We start from the raw sequence: 14,956 nt of genomic DNA, 5'->3' as shown, positions 1-14,956 counted from the left end.
TCCTTGGTTGAGTTTGGAAGAGCAGGGCCGTCAGGCGCCCGACCTTCCCAGCACGCAGTTGGCCTTTGTGGTCCTGGCCTTGCGGACCTGCCAGGCCCAGACCGCGCAGAGCAGCACCAGGCCGCCCAGCGAGGCCTTGATGACCGGCGCGATCAGCAGCGCGGCGGCGACGAACAGCAGCGTCGATTCGAGCAGCGTGTTGCGTGCGCGCAGGTAGCCCACCACGCAGCCGGCCAGGGCGTAACAACCGATCACTGCGGTGACCACCGCCGGAACGATTGCCTGCCAGTCGCCTTGCAGCAGCAGCGCGGGGCTGAAGACGAAAGCGAAGGCGACGAGGAAGCCGGCCAGGCTGTAGCGGAACGCCACCCAGCCGGTCTTCCACACGTTAGCCTTGGCGATCCCGCCAGCGACGAAGGCAGCCAGAGCTACCGGCGGCGTGACCATCGACAGCGCGGCGAAATAGAGCACGAAGAAATGTGCCGAGATGGCCGGCACGCCCAGCTTGTCCAACGCCGGAATAGCCAGGATGGCCCCCATGATGTAGGCGGCGGTGGTGGGCATGCCCATGCCCATCACGATGACCATGAACATCACCAGCAGCAGCGCGGGGATCAGCATGCCGCCGGACAGTGCGGTGACGAAGGTGCCGAAGGTCAGGCCAAGGTTGGTGATCGAGGCGATACCGACCACGATGCCGGCGCCGGCACAGGGAATGGCTACGGCAATGGCGCCGCGCGCCCCGGAATCCAGCGCCTGCAACGAGTCACTGAACACCGAACCGGTAGCCTTCAGCACGCCGCGACCGCCCTCCGCACGCAAGCCCTCCCAGACGCGAGTGCAGAGGCCGAAAACCAGGGTGATCCAGATCGCCTGCAGGGTCGCCGAACTCAGCGCGCGGCCGGCCATGATCTGGTAGACCAGCACGAATACCGGAATCAGCAGATACAGGCGCTTGAGCACGCTGGCCCAGCCGGTGCTGATCTCCGCGCGCTTCAGTCCGGCCAGGCCCTTGCGGCGCGCCAGCAGGTCGACCACGAAATACAGCGCGACGTAGAACAGCAGCGCTGGAATCAACGCGGCGATCGCCACCTCCGCATAGGGAATGCCCATGAACTGCGCGATCAGGAAGGCCGCCGCGCCCATCACCGGCGGCATGATCTGCCCGCCGGTAGAAGAGGTCGCTTCCACCGCTGCGGCTTCTTCGGCACTCATGCCGGACTTTTTCATCGCCGGGATGGTGAACATGCCCATCACCGCGGCGTTGGCTGTGGCGCTGCCGCTCACCGAGCCGAACAGCGTGGAGGAGACGATCGAGACCTTGGCCATCCCACCACGAAAACGGCCCACCAACAGCACCGAGAGATCCATGAACAGCTGGCCGCCGCCGAACAGCTGGAGGAAGGCGCCGAACAGCAGGAAGTAGAAGACTTGGTTGTAGGAGACGATACTGGGGATGCCGAACACGCCCTCGTTCTGCATCGTCTGCAGGCGCTGCTCTAGGGATGGTCTGAAGTAGTCCTGTATTTCTGACCGACTGTTTTTTGACAGAGCAAACAGCGTAACCAGTTGCGCGGTGTTCTTGGCCAGACCACGGAAGCGCACCTTGGTGTAACCAAACTGGCCTTGATCACCCGGAACGGGTGTTCGGCCTTGGCGCGTACCTGCGCCTTGGCCTTCTCGATCTTGCGCTTGGCTTTGTACAGAGCGCTGCGCTTATCCAGCTTCTTATACGTACTGCGGCGGGCAGCGATCTGCCAGACCACCTCTCCATCGCCGGGTCGCTGTAGCCAAACCAGTTCTGCATTAGATGAACGCGCAGCATCGCCATCAACGGATACGCCGGGCGACCACCTTCATCCTTGGGATAGTACGGCTTGATCAGGGCAACCAAGCCCTTCCACGGCACTACCTGATCCATCTCGATCAGGAACAACTCCTTACGGGTCTGCTTGCGCTTGCCGGCGTACTCGGTGTCGGCGAAGGTCATCTGCTTCATCGGGATACTCGGGCAACGGGGATCGACGTATTTCACCAGGTGAGGGAAGTCTTTTTCAGACCTTCCCTAAGTGAGTTGCGCCCTGCCGGACGAACAATGGAAAAGGCCGCGAGAGTAGGCCAAGCCATCACCTGGGCATAGGGAAAGGCTCAAAATAACGTCAGCGTGTAGTTGAGGATCAGCCGGTTTTCATCGATATCGGTGCGGTAGTTGGAGCGCGCCGTGACGTTGCGCACACGTACGCCGAAACCCTTGAGGGCACCGGTTTGGAAGGTATAGCCGAGATCCAGGTCGCGCTCCCACTCCTCGCCCTCGAAGCCACCGCCGGTGTCGACATTGTTGCCACGGATATAGCGCACCGTGGAAACCAGACCCGGAATGCCAATAGCGGAGAAGTCGAAGTCATGCCTTACCTGCCAAGAGCGCTCGTCCGCGCCGGCAAACTCGTAGGTGGGCACCTCGTTGCCCAGCGGGCTGACGTTGTTGAACACCCGCGGGAAAGCGTCATCGCCGAACATCGCCTGGTAACCGACGGAAACGGTGTGGCCACCGCGCTTGGCGGACAGCATCGTAAACAGCGCCCGGTTGTCAATGTCGCCCAGCAACCGGTCACCATCCTCCTTCGAATCGTAAAAACCGAGATTGGCGCCGAACACCCAGTCGCCCACCGGCTCACTGTGTTTGATGCTGTAGAACCGCTGGTTATAGATATCCTTCAGCTGCGCGTACCAGACGCCTGCGGAAGTGCGCTTGTCGTTGAAGGCATAGTCGGCACCGATATAGTTGAATCGATCCGTTTCCGCATCGCCGCCCAATTGCGCCACATGCCCAAGCTTCGCTCGCATCTTGCCGTCACCGGCTTCGTTGAGCACGCTGCCGGAATGGAACTGGCCGGCTTGCAGGGTCAGGCCATCGATTTCCTGAGAGACGAGGCTGGCGCCTTGGTAGGTCGGTGGCAGTAGGCGAATGTCGCTGAAGGTCAGTACCGGCAGATTCGGAGTAAGCTCGCCGATCTTCAGTTCGGTCTTAGATAGCCGTGCCTTCAGCGCGGCGCCGATGCGGCCGAAGTTGTCTGCGGCCTTGCCATCACTGCCGGTCGGCAGCAGACCGGTATTGACGCGGCTACTGCTACTGTCGAGTTTGAAGCCAAGTTGACCGAGCACATCGACGCCGAAACCGAGCGAGCCCGGTGTGTAGCCGGATTTGACGTTGAGGATGAAGCCCTGCGCCCACTCCTCAGACTTTGACTGTTGGTTCGCCCCGACAATGTCGGAGAAATCCCGGCTAAAGTAGTAATTGCGCGCTTGTAGGGTCGCCGTGGCGTCATTGAAAAAATCGTTGTCAGCAGCCGAAATCTGGAACGGTAACCCCAGCAGCACACCGGTGTAGAGCAGGCTATGGGTGGGTTTGTGTGGGCGAGTTAAAGTAAAGGTCATTGTTGTAAGCTCTCTTCTTATTAGATTTTTTATGCAAGCCCCCACGGGCCTCTTGCAGACCCCATGTGGCAGTGGGAACGCTTTTGGAACACAGCATCTAAATGCGCGGTTCGTCGTTACTGGCCGACGGCAACGCGACTCTAGGTGGTCCGCTCACGGCGCAACTCCCCAAGCAACCAGGACACCGCGACGCCGAACAGCAGCGCCCAGAACGGTGAGCTGATGCCCAGCAGGGTGAACTGGCTCATCGCCACCGCCAGCGCCACAAAGGCTCCGATCTGGCAGTCGCCGCCCTTCTGGAAGGCCTGCTGCAGCGCGCCGAGCAGCACTCCGATCATGGCCAGACCGGCCACCACCACGATCAACGCCTTCGGGAAAGCCAGGATGAACGGCACCGCGAGACCGGCAAACAGGCCGAAGAGGGCAAACAGCACGCCGTTTACCAGCGCCGCGCCATAACGCAAGCGCGGATCGTCTCCGGCCTGCTCGGATGAACAGATCGCGGTCATCGGCCCGGCGATATTGGCGTTGTGGCCCCCCAGCAGACCGGCCAGCACGCCGCCGATGCCGCTGATGACAGTCATCGCGTTGACCGGCGGGCGATACCCTTCGGTCATCAGCACGCCGGTGGCCTGGGCGTTCTCCGCGCCGATCACCAGCGCCGTGAGCGGGATGGTGATGGCCAGGAAGGCATCGATCGAGAAGGTCGGCATGGTGAGCACCGGCATCACCCAGGCAATGTTCACATCGGCCGGCTGCAATTGCCCAAGCGCATAGGCTAGTACCAGCCCGACCACGCCGGCGACCAGCACCGGCGGCACCGAGCGCGAAAAGCGGGGGATCAGGAAGAAGCTCAGCGCCGCGGCGCCGGCCATCAGTGGCGCACTGACGACGGCATCGACCGCGCCGGTGGCGAAGCGGATCATCGCGCCAGCGATCATCGCCATCACGATCGGCATCGGCAGCCAGTGCATCAGCCGGCCGATCAGTCCAGTGACGCCGAGCACGAAGACCAGCACGCCACTCATGATGAAGGCGCCGAGCGCATCGCTGAAGGGGATAACCGTGAGCGACGCAGAAAGAATCGCAGCGCCGGGAATGGTATAAGCACCACAGATAGGCTGGCGGTAGCGCAACGCCAAGAACAGGCTGATGAGCCCGCCGAGCACGTAGATGGCGAACAGCCAGGCCACTGTTTGCGCGTTGCTCAGACGGCCGGCTTCGGCAGCGTTAATCACCACCAAGGCCGGGCCGGTGCAGCCGAACAGGGCGGCGACCACCCCGGCGCTAATGGATCTGGAGTTGAACGCCTGGCGCAGCCTGGGTTTGCCGGAGGTAGGCGGGGTGTCGACTGCTGGATGGAACAGGTTCTGGGTCATGGCACGCCTTTGCTTGTTGTTGTTCGCGTCCGGTCGTTCGCAGTGTGCCGCCCGTGGTGGGCGGCACGCGTGTAAATGGCGTTCTATCGCGCGGCATCACTCGCCGCGGAAGATCGCCGGCCGCTTACCGTGGAACGCCTCGACACCTTCTCTGAAGTCGGCCGAGCTGCGCAGCCGGCTGTAGCAGTGGCCCTCCATCTCGATGGCCACCTTCAGCGGCGCGTCCTCGTTGTCGTTGATCAGCTTCTTCGCGGTGCGCTGTGCCAGCGGTGAGAAGCGGCGCAGCTCGTCGACCAGCGCGTCGACCGTGCTTTCCAGCTCGGCGTCCGGCACGCACTCGGTGACGAAGCCCCAGTCGTAGGCCTGCTGGCCGCTGACCCGCTTGGCGCGCATGACCATGTGCTTGGTGCGGGCGATGCCGATCATCTTCTGCAGGCGCGCCGAGCCACCAGAGCCGGGGATCTGGCCGAGATTCTGCTCCGGCAGCGCGTAGCGCGCGGTTTCCGAGGCGATGCGGAAGTCGCAGGCCAGCGACAGCTCCAAGCCGACGCCGAAGGTGTAGCCACGGTTGGCGGCGATCACCGGCTTGCTGCAGCGCTCCGGAGCGGCGACGTTCCAGGCCAGCTTGGAGACGTGCTCCGGGGAGGCCTCGAGGAAGCCCTTGATGTCGCCGCCGCTGGAGAAGTGCTCGCCCTGGGCGCGCAGCACGATCACCCGCACGTCAGGATGCGCGTCGAGCGCCTCGAACACCTGGCGCAGAGTCTCGCGCTGGCTCATGGCGATGACGTTATAGGGTGGGCGACCGAGGATGATGTCGGCGCGTTCGCGGGAGGTGTCCACCTCGACGGTGAAGCCATCGAATTCTTTGTCGAGAAACTGCTCGGGGGTGGTTTGGTTCATGGTCTTTCCTCTTGTCATAGGGGGGTGGCGGCCTTGAGCTCGCCGTACTGGGCCACCAGCACGCGGCGCAGGATCTTGCCGACGGGGGATTTGGGAATCTGTTCGATGAATTCGTAGCGGCGCGGGCGCTTGAAGCGTGCCAGGCCGGAGGCGACGCAGTGAGCATCGAGCTCTTCTTCGCCGACCGGGTAGCGCAGCTTGATGAAGGCGGCGATAAGCTTGCCCCACTGCTCGTCGGGCAGGCCGACCACGGCGACTTCCTCGACCGCCGGGTGCAGCGACAGCGTGTTCTCGATCTCTGCCGGGCTGACGTTCTCGCCGCCGGTGATGATCAGGTCGTCGACCCGGCCGGTGACGAACAGGTCGCCATCCTCATCGAAATAGCCGGTGTCACCTGTGAAGTACCAGCCTTCGCGCAGCGACTGGGCGTCCGCATCCGGGCGCTTCCAGTACCCCTCGAAGGCCTCGTCGCTGGCCAGGTCGGCGATGATCTGGCCTTCTTCATTGGGCCTGGCGACCTGTGTCGGCGACTGGGCATCGAGGCCGACCACGCGGATGCGCTGGTTCAGCGCGCAGCGGCCTGATGAGCCGGGCTTGCGCGCGGCGCTCTGGTCGATGGTGAAGGTGTAGATTTCCGAGCTGCCGTAATGATTGACGAACAGCTCGGGCTGGAAGGCCGCTTCCACCCGGCGCATCAGGCCGTCGCTCATGGCCGCGCCGGCGAAGCCGATTTTGCGCACGCTGGCGACCCGCTCGGGACTGAACGCCGGATGCTCGATAAGCATGTGATAGAGCGTCGGCACCAGGTAGAGATTGCCGATCTTCTCGCGCTCGATGGCGTCCAGCGTGACCTCGACGTCGAATTTCGGCACGCAGACGAAGTGGCCGTCGATCAGCGCCATCGACAACAGCGAGCGCACGCCCATGGTGTGGTAAAGCGGCATTACGCCGAGGGTGCATTCCTCGTGGCCGTAGAGGTTCTGCGCTACGTGCGCCACCGCCGCCGCGCGTTCGGCACGATGCCGGCGCGGAACACCCTTGGGCCGGCTGGTGGTTCCGGAGGTGTAGAGCATCAGCGACCAGTCCTCGGGGCCGGCGCGCAGGATGATCTCGCCGGGCGCCTCGGCGCACAGCTGCTCAAAGCTAATCGCGCCTTCGACTATCGAGTCGCCGACGCTGATGCAGGGAATCTGTAGGGCTCCGCAGGCGAGCACCGCCTCGGCGCAGGAGTCGTCGTGCACCAGCGCGCGGGCGTCGGCGTCGGCCAGGCACCAGTTCAGGTCGTCCGCCGTGCAGCGCCAGTTCAGCGGGGTCATGACGATGCCGCTGAACTGGCAGGCCCAGTGCAGCGTCGCCATCTGCCAGCGGTTCTGCATCACCACCACCAGGTGGTCGCCCTTGCCGAGGCCGAGGCGTTCGAGCCCATGGGCGGCGCGCTGGATGTCTGCGAACCACTCCGCATAGGTCTTCTTCAGCGCACCGTCGCTGATCGCCACCGCCTCCGGGCGGCGTTCGACCGCGGCGAGAAAGCTGCGTCCTAAATCAAACATGGGTGTTCTCCAAAGCTTCTTGTTGTTGTAGGGCTTTCTGTTGGGCGCGCTGGCGCGCCACTTCGAGGACCGCCTGGACCATGCCGGTGTACCCCGTGCAGCGGCACAGGTGGCCGGACAGCATGTCGCGCACCTGGGCTTCGTCGGGCTCGGGTACGCGCTCGAGGAATTCCACACAGGACATCAGGATGCCGCTAGTGCAGAAGCCGCATTGCAGCGCGTGATGGCGGCTGAAGGCCTGCTGCAGGTCGTTCATCACCTCATCGCGGGCCAGCGACTCGACGGTGTCGATGCTTCGCTCGTGGGCCTGCACCGCGAGCATCAGGCAGGAGCGCGAGGCGACGCCGTCTACCAGCACCGTGCAGGCGCCGCAGACGCCGTGCTCGCAACCGACGTGAACGCCCGTGGCGCCCAGTTCGTGCCGGAGAAAGTCGCACAGCTGCATGCGTGGCTCGGCATGCCCCTGGCGCGTGCGTCCGTTGAGTTGCAGGCGGACGGGAAAACGTTGGTCAGCTGGCGCGCGCATGGTCCTGCTCCTCGATCAGTTGTCGGCCGAGCTCGCGTACCAGGTGACGTCGGTACGCCGCGCTGGCGTGTACGTCGTCCTGGGCGCCGAGCGACCAGGCGAAAGCGTTAAGTGCGTCGGGTAGTTCCGCACCGCGCGGCAGGCGGCGCAGCACTGGGCGGTCAGAAACGCCGCCGATGCCGAGTTCCACCGAGTCGTCGCGGATGCATGCGGCCAGCGCCACCAGGGCGAAGTCGCCGTGGCGCATGGCTACTTCGCGAAAGCGATAGCGCACTTGCGGATCGGCCAGCGGAAATTGCACCTCGCTGACCAGCTCGTCCGGGCGCCGCGCGGTTGTCAGCACGCCCTGGAAGAACTCCGCCGCCGGCACTTCGCGGCGCTTGCCTTTGAGCGATTCGAGCACCACCCGACCGCCGAGGGTGACAAGGCACAGCGGAATCTCGGCGCTGGGGTCGGCGTGCGCCACCGAGCCGCACACAGTGCCGCGGTTGCGCGTCTGGAAGTGGCCGATCCAGGGCAGCGCCGCCGCCAACAAAGGTACTTCCTCGGCAAGGCTGGCTCGATCCAGCAACTCGACCTGGCGCACCGCAGCACCCACTACCAGCTGTTTGCGGTCAACGCTGATGCCGTGCAGGTCGCTGGCGTGGTTGATGTCCACCAGAACCTTCGGCTGCGTCAGGCGCATGTTCAGTACTGCCATCAATGACTGGCCGCCAGCGATGATGCGGGCCTGCTCGCCGTGCTCGGCGAGGAGTTCCAGCGCTTCGCGCTTGTTGGCGACGCGGACGTAATCGAATGAGGCTGGTTTCATTGCGTACCTCCCTTGCCGAATAGGCCGAGCAGGCGTTGCCACAGCCCGGTGCGAACCGGCGCACCGGTCAGACGTTGCGCCAGGCGAGTGAAGATCTGCCCGATGATCACCTTCGAGGCGCTTTGCAGCATGCGCCCGCCGACCGCAGCGACCTTGCCGCTGACGGCAGCGTCGTAGATGTATTCGAGGCGGGTGTGGCCGTTGTCCAGTTCTACGAAGCGCACCCGCGCACTGCCGGTGGCCGAGCCCATCGGGCTGTTGCCGGAGCCGGACAGCTTCAACGAGTGGGGCGGGTCGAGGTCGGTCAGGCCGACCCGGGCGGCGAAGCGCGCGCGGATCATGCCGACGCCCACGGTGACGTCGGCGCGGTAGTGGTTTTCGCTTTCCAGTTCCAGCGCGTGACAGCCGGGAATGATCGCCTTCAGCGTTTCCGGATCGAGCAGGGCGTCGTACACCTCCTGCGGCGAGGCGGGAATCTCCACTGAATCCTCGGCCTGCAGGCTGGAGCCGCCGGCCACCTTCGGTGCCTCGAGCACCATGCCTTCAGGCGCTGGCGGTTCGTCAATGCCAATCATGGTGCGTACCCGCGACGGCGTCAGTGGAATGCGGATGTCCGAGCGGCCGAGCGCGTCGGCCACGGCATTGGCGATGCACACCGGGGTACTCATGTTGTTGCCTTCGCCGACGCCCTTGGCGCCGAGCGGCGTGAACGGGGAGGGCGTTTCCATGTGCAGGATCACCGGCTCCACTGCTTCCGGCGCGGTCGGCACCAGATAGTCGGCGAAGGTGCCGGAAAGGAAGCTGCCGTCGCTGGCGTAGGCAAATTCCTCCATCAGCGCCACGCCCAGACCCTGGGTGAAGCCGCCGCGGATCTGCCCGTCGACCAGCATCGGGTTGAGGATGCGCCCGGCGTCGTGGCAGGTGACGTAGCGGTCGATGTGCACTTCGCCGGTGACCCGGTCGATCTCCACCGCGCAGATATCGAAGATGAAGCCGTAGCACAGCGAGCTGTTGATGCAGTCCTCGTCGGTCGGTGCGGTCAGCTGCGGCGGGCTCCAGAACGCGGTTTCGCGCAGGCCGCCGTGCTCGCCTTCCGGCAGCAGGCCGGGCGACCAGTGGGTGGCGCCGGCGATACGGTGAAACGGCTGGCTCGGGCCACCTTCGACGAACACCTTGCCGCCGCCGAAGCGGACGTCTTCGGGCGACACGTTCCACATGGCCGCGGCAATGCCGGCCATGCGCTCGCGGATGCGCATCGACGCGTTGTAGACGGACCCGGCGACGGCGCCGGCGAAGCGGCTGGAATAGTTGCCCGAGGCGATCGACCAGGCGTCCTTGCCGGTGTCCAGCTCGACATTGACGCTGATGCCTTCGAGCGCCACGCCGAGCACTTCGGCAACGACCTGCGCGACCACCGTCTGGTGACCCTGGCCCTGCGGCGTCGAGGCGACAAGTACGCTGACGCTACCCAGCGGGTCGACACTGACGGTGGCGGTGCTCACCGCGCCGTTTTTCGGCCCAGCCTTGTGCCGCTCTTCAGGCGTCATCGCGACGGTGATGTAGCCCATGTTGGAGATCGACGGCTCCACCGCCGCGGTGTAGCCAATGCCGTAGATGCGCCCTTCGGCGCGCGCCTGTTCGCGGCGGCGCAACAGCTCGTCGAGGCCGCCTTCACTCACCGCCAAGTCGATAGTCGCCGGGTAATCGCCCGAGTCGAGCAGGGCGCCGGCAGCCGAGCGGTAGGGGAATGCGCCGGTCGGTACCAGGTTGCGGCGGATCACTTCCAATGGATCGAGGCCCAGTTCGACAGCCACCTGATGCATCAGCCGCTCCAGCGCGAAGTACACTTGGCCGCCCCCGAAGCCGCGGTTTAGGCCGCTGGGCACCTTGTTAGTCAGCACCACTCGGTTGCGCACCAGCAGGTTGCGGATTGCGTAGGCGCCGGTCAGGTTGCCGTGCATGCGATAAAAAGTCGCCGGTTCCGGGGCGCGCAGGTAGCCGCCGCAGTCGTCGATCTGGTCGTATTTCAGGGCCAGCACGCGACCGTCGGCCGCCACCGCTGCCTCGAGCTCACAGACCCGGTTGGTCGCGCTGGATGAAGCCTGCAAGTGCTCGAGGCGGTCCTCGACCCATTTCACCGGCGCACCGACCTTGCGCGCGGCCAGACCCATGAGCACGACGTAGGGGAACACTCCCTGCTTGATGCCAAAGCTGCCACCCGAATCCGGCGGCGTGCGCAGGCGCAGGCGATTGGCTGGCACGTTCAGCGCGCGGGACATCACCGAGTGCAATGCGTACGGCCCCTGGAAGTTGGAGAGCACGTCGTAGGTGCCGGTCGCTGCCTGGTACTGGCCGAGCACCACGTAACATTCAATCGGCGTGCAGGAATTGCGCGGGTAGTGGACCTTGACCGACACCCGCCGCGCGGCCTCGGCGAATGCCTGCTCGGGCTCGCCATAGCGGAAGTGCCGCTCGTTGACCACATTGCTGCCGACCGCTTCGTGCAGCACCGGCGCGTCTTCGGCGGTGGCCGCCTCCGGGTCGACGATCGCCGGCAGCGGTTCGTACTCGACCTGCACGGCATCCAGCGCGTCTTCGGCCAGGTAGCGGTCGTCGGCGATGACCACGCAGACCGGCTCGCCGACGTAGCGGACCTTGTCCACCGCCAGGCACCAATGCTCCATCGGCGCACGCACGCCAACCGGGAATGGGTTGGCCCAGCGCTTGACGTCTTCGCCGGTCAGCACGCCGTGCACGCCAGGCATGGTCAGGGCGGTGGTGGCATCGACGGAAATCACGCGGGCATGGGCATGAGGGGAGCGGACGATAGCGGCGTGCAGCGTGCCGGGCGGCGTCGCGACGTCGTCGGCGTAGCGGCCGAGTCCGCGCAGCAGGGCGGCATCCTCGACGCGGCACTGGCTCCGACCGATATGGCCGGTCGCGGTTTTGGCGTTGCTCTGGTGCATTGTCATGGGCGAACTCTTGTTTTTATGCGCAAAGCGATTGCAACCGATTCTCGGCAATCACCCCGTGCACCGCCTTGCCCAGGACTATTCGTTTATGCGTTTGAGTCTGGAAATTTACCTCTGAGTCTGATCGATGCTCGATTGGTATCCCCTGCTGGGGCCGCTGGTAATCCGTAGGAGAGCTAAAGCGCTAACCCTTGGAACAGACAGCTAGATTTATATTTTCTACTGATTTGATCTCCGCTTTCGGCCAAACCGCCAGTTGGCTGAGCTAATTCATCACGGGCGTGCCGCACCCTCGCAGATCGTTTCCCATCGATTGAAGCTGGATGATGGCCCAAGTGCTTATAAGCACTTCGATGCACGAGACAAGGGGTGGACGAAGGTTGTGATGAAGCCTGCGGCTTAGTGTTTTGAGTAGCCGTCTCCTGCTCGGGGCGGCTACTCGGATGCTGTATCGTTCGAATCCATGCGAGCATCAATGATGCTCAGGCAGGATCCAAGTTTCGCCGGTCATGAAACATCGTTCTGAGCGACTCATGGCGACTTTGGAAATCTGCCAATCGCCATGCTGTTCCTAAGCTTGAGTACCGACGGCTTGTGATCCTGATGAGAGAACGAATCGAATCTGCCAACCAGCAGCATCTTGTATTAGTCAGTTAGCAATGGATCTAAGGATTATTGCTGCGTGAGCTCCAGTCGCTGCCTTATGGTGAATCATCTCTATGGTATCGCGACTGACCGCTATTGGCCCAGAGTGTGTAAAAACTTTCTCAACAGAACACTCAGATAGTCAGTTTCAAATTATAAAATTTTCAGCTTTCAGGCTGGACAGGGTGAGAACGCCGAGATAGCCTCAAAGCTCACAAAGGCACCGGGCGAGCCTATCGCCCCGCCGCCAATGGCGGAAAATACGACACGTAGTGTCGTCGCTACACTGCCTTACGCGTGGTGTAGTTAACAAAAAGTGCGATCGCAAATCGGCGATACACATAATCAAATCGGGCCTTTACGCCCGCATCAAGGCAAAAGCCGCGGTGTGCACGCTACAGGCGCGCCCGCCGAATCGATCCCAGGGATCACCTCTCAGTAGCCCTAACGAGCCCGCTGAGCACAAATCTCGAACTGGCTATCAGCACGCGCCGCGCAGCGTTCATCGGCATCTACACGCCCTGCGCCCCCATGCGCCCCTGCCACCAGTCTAAAAGTCGCACACAGAGACGGCTCTCTCAAAAAGGGCCAGACGCTTAGTGCTGCGTGGGTTTCAGCCGTTCGATTTACGGACGAAACCGGACGAATCACCCGTAGAAATGAACTGGGGCCCACCGGTCGAGGCGGTGGGCAGGCCGACATAGGCCGATGCCGGACTGCTGCAGCGAAAAACTGCAGCGGGTTGCGATTAGCCCCGCCATAGCTCCCACCCCCCGCCCTACGGAAAAAATCTCCTCGTACGCACCGCCTGCACGGTGCTGCCCGCACGGTCGGCGAGAACCAAAAAACTCTCGCGAAAAACTTACCAGTTTTAAGGGCGCGGGCTCTCCTTTAACTAATTTCATTTTGAGGTTTGTATGGTAACTCGCAATTTAGGTTTGAAAACGAGAGATATTAAAAAAGCCGGCGAATTTTCACTTAAGCGAGGCAATCTTTCATTTAGCTCTGCGGCGACAATTGCTGACCGCTGGAAACCGTTCGCTAGTTATATGGCTGAGAATAATATCAAAGACCTTAAGGATTTATCCCGAGAGGATCTGATTGGGTATGGGGTGCTGCTTTCTGATCGTGTTTGCGATGATGAAATATCCGTTCCGTATGCGCAGAACCTGGTAAGCGCGGTTAACACGGTTATGAAAATGGCAACTCTTGGTGCATGGCATTCGGTTAGCCCGACACTGGATTGCGGGATTCCGGAGCGCTCGCACATAAGGACGTCGCCTCCAGATGGATTGTGCCGTGATGCATTTTATCGCGCATTGAATGCGTTAGACGACGAGTTCTCCGAGGGTAAAGCGGTTGCAATTCTAGCTCGGGAGTTTGGGCTCAGAACTAAAGAGGCAGCTCTCCTTGATAGCAAAAAAGCACTTGAGGAAGCGCACGACGGCGGATGTGTAAATATCACGCGCGGCACTAAAGGCGGGCGCAAAAGAAAAGTTCCAGTTTCATCATCTTCTCAAATTCGGGCCTTGGAGTTTTGTGCTTTTGTTCAGGGTCAGAGAAATCTTTTGATTCCAAAAGACAGCAACTGGGAGAAGTTTCGAGGAAATCAGATTCGCCAGATGCGAGAGGCATTACAGAAGCACGGCATCAGTCGACTACACGAGTTGCGTGCGGCATATGCCTGTGAGCGCTATGAGCAGCTTTCAGGTGTGCCTGCTCCAGTGCTAGGAGGTATAGAAACGCCACTAGGACATATGGCTCGAATAAAAGTTGCTATTGAGCTAGGACATGGTCGGATTGATGTAACTAACTCTTATCTAGGAGGGCGCAATGCTGACGCGCGAACTCAACCATAAAATCCACCTTTATAAGTCTCGCGGTGGAAAGGCGAGTCGGAGGCGTTCTGCTCAGCGCATGTTGGAGTTTGTTAATTGGTGCAATTGCGAGGCACATCAGACCGGGAAAAAACATGTCCATAAGTTTTTTGAGGAAAAAAACTTTGCACCATCTACCGCGCGTGATTACTGGTACGCAATTAAAACGCTTTGGGAGCTTATGGGGCGTGTTGGAGAACCGCCCAAGCCATGCGGCCTGAAGAGGCTGGTAAAGGCATCTTCTTAATAATTATTCTCAACAGGTATTTGCGACATGTTAAAAAATAAAGTTGATATAAAATTTGACTTAGGTGAAAAGCCGCTGAAAATGCCCAGCATCAAACACGCCTTTGTGATGGTGCCGCAGCAAAGCGTTGATCAGCTGTATGCTGAGTTGGATAAGTCGAAGGTGGTGCGTGGGATTATTTTGCTTCACTATCTAACCCAAGGTAGTGTCTTGCTGCGGGTGTGCCCAGAACCTTTTGTAAAAGAAGGCCCATCGCGCATCGATGTCGTATCTTTTAACAGTATGCGTAAAAAATGCTGGAGTTATCATGGGGATAAAATCTACTACTCTAAGTTTGTGCCTCTGGTTGACGCAGAGGGCAAAGAGCTGCCGTCTGAGGATAAGGCAAAGCTGATTAGTTATTATTTTAACGTTGCCAGTACTGTGAGGCTGTCTGCTGGAAAAGATCGCCGGGATAAAAATTTTCGGGCTCTATCTGGGGAGAAGTTTATTCCCATGGTGAAAGCTTTTTCCATGCGCGGGTTGCTGTCAAAGCTAATGTAATAACAGGGTCGGGCCCAATGCCTTGCTTGCGCTGTTTATTCAGTGCAAGCAAGGTTTTTTGTTTTCGCTGC

10 protein-coding genes and 2 pseudogenes are annotated in these 14,956 nt (G+C 61.6%); 3 read left to right on the top strand and 9 right to left on the bottom strand.

The window, feature by feature from the left end:
• Window positions 1-30: 30 nt before the first annotated feature.
• The 9 genes and pseudogenes from AC0KXH_RS12855 to AC0KXH_RS12815 all read right to left on the bottom strand — a co-directional run bounded on the left by AC0KXH_RS12855 (window position 31) and on the right by AC0KXH_RS12815 (window position 11,573).
• Window positions 31-1,551: a TRAP transporter permease gene (locus AC0KXH_RS12855; RefSeq protein WP_488224611.1), complete on the bottom strand. Its 1,521-nt coding sequence runs from the start codon at window positions 1,549-1,551 to the stop codon at window positions 31-33.
• A pseudogene (locus AC0KXH_RS12850) lies at window positions 1,546-1,999 on the bottom strand (transposase); the annotation flags it as partial. The pseudogene AC0KXH_RS12850 and the gene AC0KXH_RS12855, both read right to left, overlap by 6 nt.
• Window positions 2,000-2,148: 149 nt before the next feature.
• Window positions 2,149-3,435, bottom strand: coding sequence for an OprD family porin (locus tag AC0KXH_RS12845; RefSeq protein ID WP_143495859.1), 1,287 nt, complete (start codon window positions 3,433-3,435; stop codon window positions 2,149-2,151).
• A 140-nt stretch (window positions 3,436-3,575) separates the two neighbouring features.
• Window positions 3,576-4,814, bottom strand: coding sequence for a benzoate/H(+) symporter BenE family transporter (locus tag AC0KXH_RS12840; protein WP_143495860.1), 1,239 nt, complete (start codon window positions 4,812-4,814; stop codon window positions 3,576-3,578).
• 96 nt (window positions 4,815-4,910) lie between these two features.
• Entirely contained in the window at window positions 4,911-5,714 is an 804-nt protein-coding gene (locus tag AC0KXH_RS12835) for an enoyl-CoA hydratase/isomerase family protein (RefSeq protein ID WP_143495885.1), read from the bottom strand.
• A gap of 14 nt (window positions 5,715-5,728) precedes the next feature.
• Window positions 5,729-7,264, bottom strand: a complete 1,536-nt coding sequence (locus tag AC0KXH_RS12830) for an AMP-binding protein (protein WP_143495861.1) — start codon at window positions 7,262-7,264, stop codon at window positions 5,729-5,731.
• Window positions 7,257-7,790 carry a (2Fe-2S)-binding protein gene (locus AC0KXH_RS12825; RefSeq protein ID WP_143495862.1) on the bottom strand — a complete coding sequence of 178 codons (534 nt, stop codon included), beginning with the start codon at window positions 7,788-7,790 and terminating at the stop codon, window positions 7,257-7,259. The genes AC0KXH_RS12830 and AC0KXH_RS12825 overlap by 8 nt, the downstream gene beginning before the upstream one ends.
• Window positions 7,774-8,601, bottom strand: coding sequence for an FAD binding domain-containing protein (locus AC0KXH_RS12820; protein ID WP_143495863.1), 828 nt, complete (start codon window positions 8,599-8,601; stop codon window positions 7,774-7,776). The genes AC0KXH_RS12825 and AC0KXH_RS12820 overlap by 17 nt, the downstream gene beginning before the upstream one ends.
• Window positions 8,598-11,573, bottom strand: a complete 2,976-nt coding sequence (locus AC0KXH_RS12815) for a xanthine dehydrogenase family protein molybdopterin-binding subunit (RefSeq protein WP_143495864.1) — start codon at window positions 11,571-11,573, stop codon at window positions 8,598-8,600. Before AC0KXH_RS12815 ends, AC0KXH_RS12820 begins: the two co-directional genes overlap by 4 nt.
• 247 nt (window positions 11,574-11,820) lie before the next feature.
• Between AC0KXH_RS12815 and AC0KXH_RS12810 the strand changes: the two are divergent.
• The 3 genes and pseudogenes from AC0KXH_RS12810 to AC0KXH_RS12800 all read left to right on the top strand — a co-directional run.
• Window positions 11,821-11,976: pseudogene (locus AC0KXH_RS12810) on the top strand (aldehyde dehydrogenase); the annotation flags it as partial.
• Between the two features lie 1,159 nt (window positions 11,977-13,135).
• Window positions 13,136-14,077 carry an integrase domain-containing protein gene (locus AC0KXH_RS12805; protein ID WP_143495865.1) on the top strand — a complete coding sequence of 314 codons (942 nt, stop codon included), beginning with the start codon at window positions 13,136-13,138 and terminating at the stop codon, window positions 14,075-14,077.
• A 292-nt stretch (window positions 14,078-14,369) separates the two neighbouring features.
• Window positions 14,370-14,885, top strand: a complete 516-nt coding sequence (locus tag AC0KXH_RS12800) for a hypothetical protein (protein ID WP_143495866.1) — start codon at window positions 14,370-14,372, stop codon at window positions 14,883-14,885.
• The last annotated feature ends 71 nt before the right edge of the window (window positions 14,886-14,956 follow it).

The sequence above is a fragment of the Stutzerimonas sp. CXK-1 genome, from assembly GCF_057738225.1.
The sequence above is the reverse complement of the archived record's forward strand: the minus strand, read 5'-3'. Positions and strand labels throughout refer to the sequence as shown.

Coding starts and splice junctions, on each gene's coding strand:
- AC0KXH_RS12800 (WP_143495866.1), top strand. CDS start 14,370: ATGTTAAAAAATAAAGTTGATATAAAATTTGACTTAGGTGAAAAGCCG.
- AC0KXH_RS12840 (WP_143495860.1), bottom strand. CDS start 4,814: ATGACCCAGAACCTGTTCCATCCAGCAGTCGACACCCCGCCTACCTCC.
- AC0KXH_RS12830 (WP_143495861.1), bottom strand. CDS start 7,264: ATGTTTGATTTAGGACGCAGCTTTCTCGCCGCGGTCGAACGCCGCCCG.
- AC0KXH_RS12845 (WP_143495859.1), bottom strand. CDS start 3,435: ATGACCTTTACTTTAACTCGCCCACACAAACCCACCCATAGCCTGCTC.
- AC0KXH_RS12815 (WP_143495864.1), bottom strand. CDS start 11,573: ATGACAATGCACCAGAGCAACGCCAAAACCGCGACCGGCCATATCGGT.
- AC0KXH_RS12835 (WP_143495885.1), bottom strand. CDS start 5,714: ATGAACCAAACCACCCCCGAGCAGTTTCTCGACAAAGAATTCGATGGC.
- AC0KXH_RS12805 (WP_143495865.1), top strand. CDS start 13,136: ATGGTAACTCGCAATTTAGGTTTGAAAACGAGAGATATTAAAAAAGCC.
- AC0KXH_RS12825 (WP_143495862.1), bottom strand. CDS start 7,790: ATGCGCGCGCCAGCTGACCAACGTTTTCCCGTCCGCCTGCAACTCAAC.
- AC0KXH_RS12820 (WP_143495863.1), bottom strand. CDS start 8,601: ATGAAACCAGCCTCATTCGATTACGTCCGCGTCGCCAACAAGCGCGAA.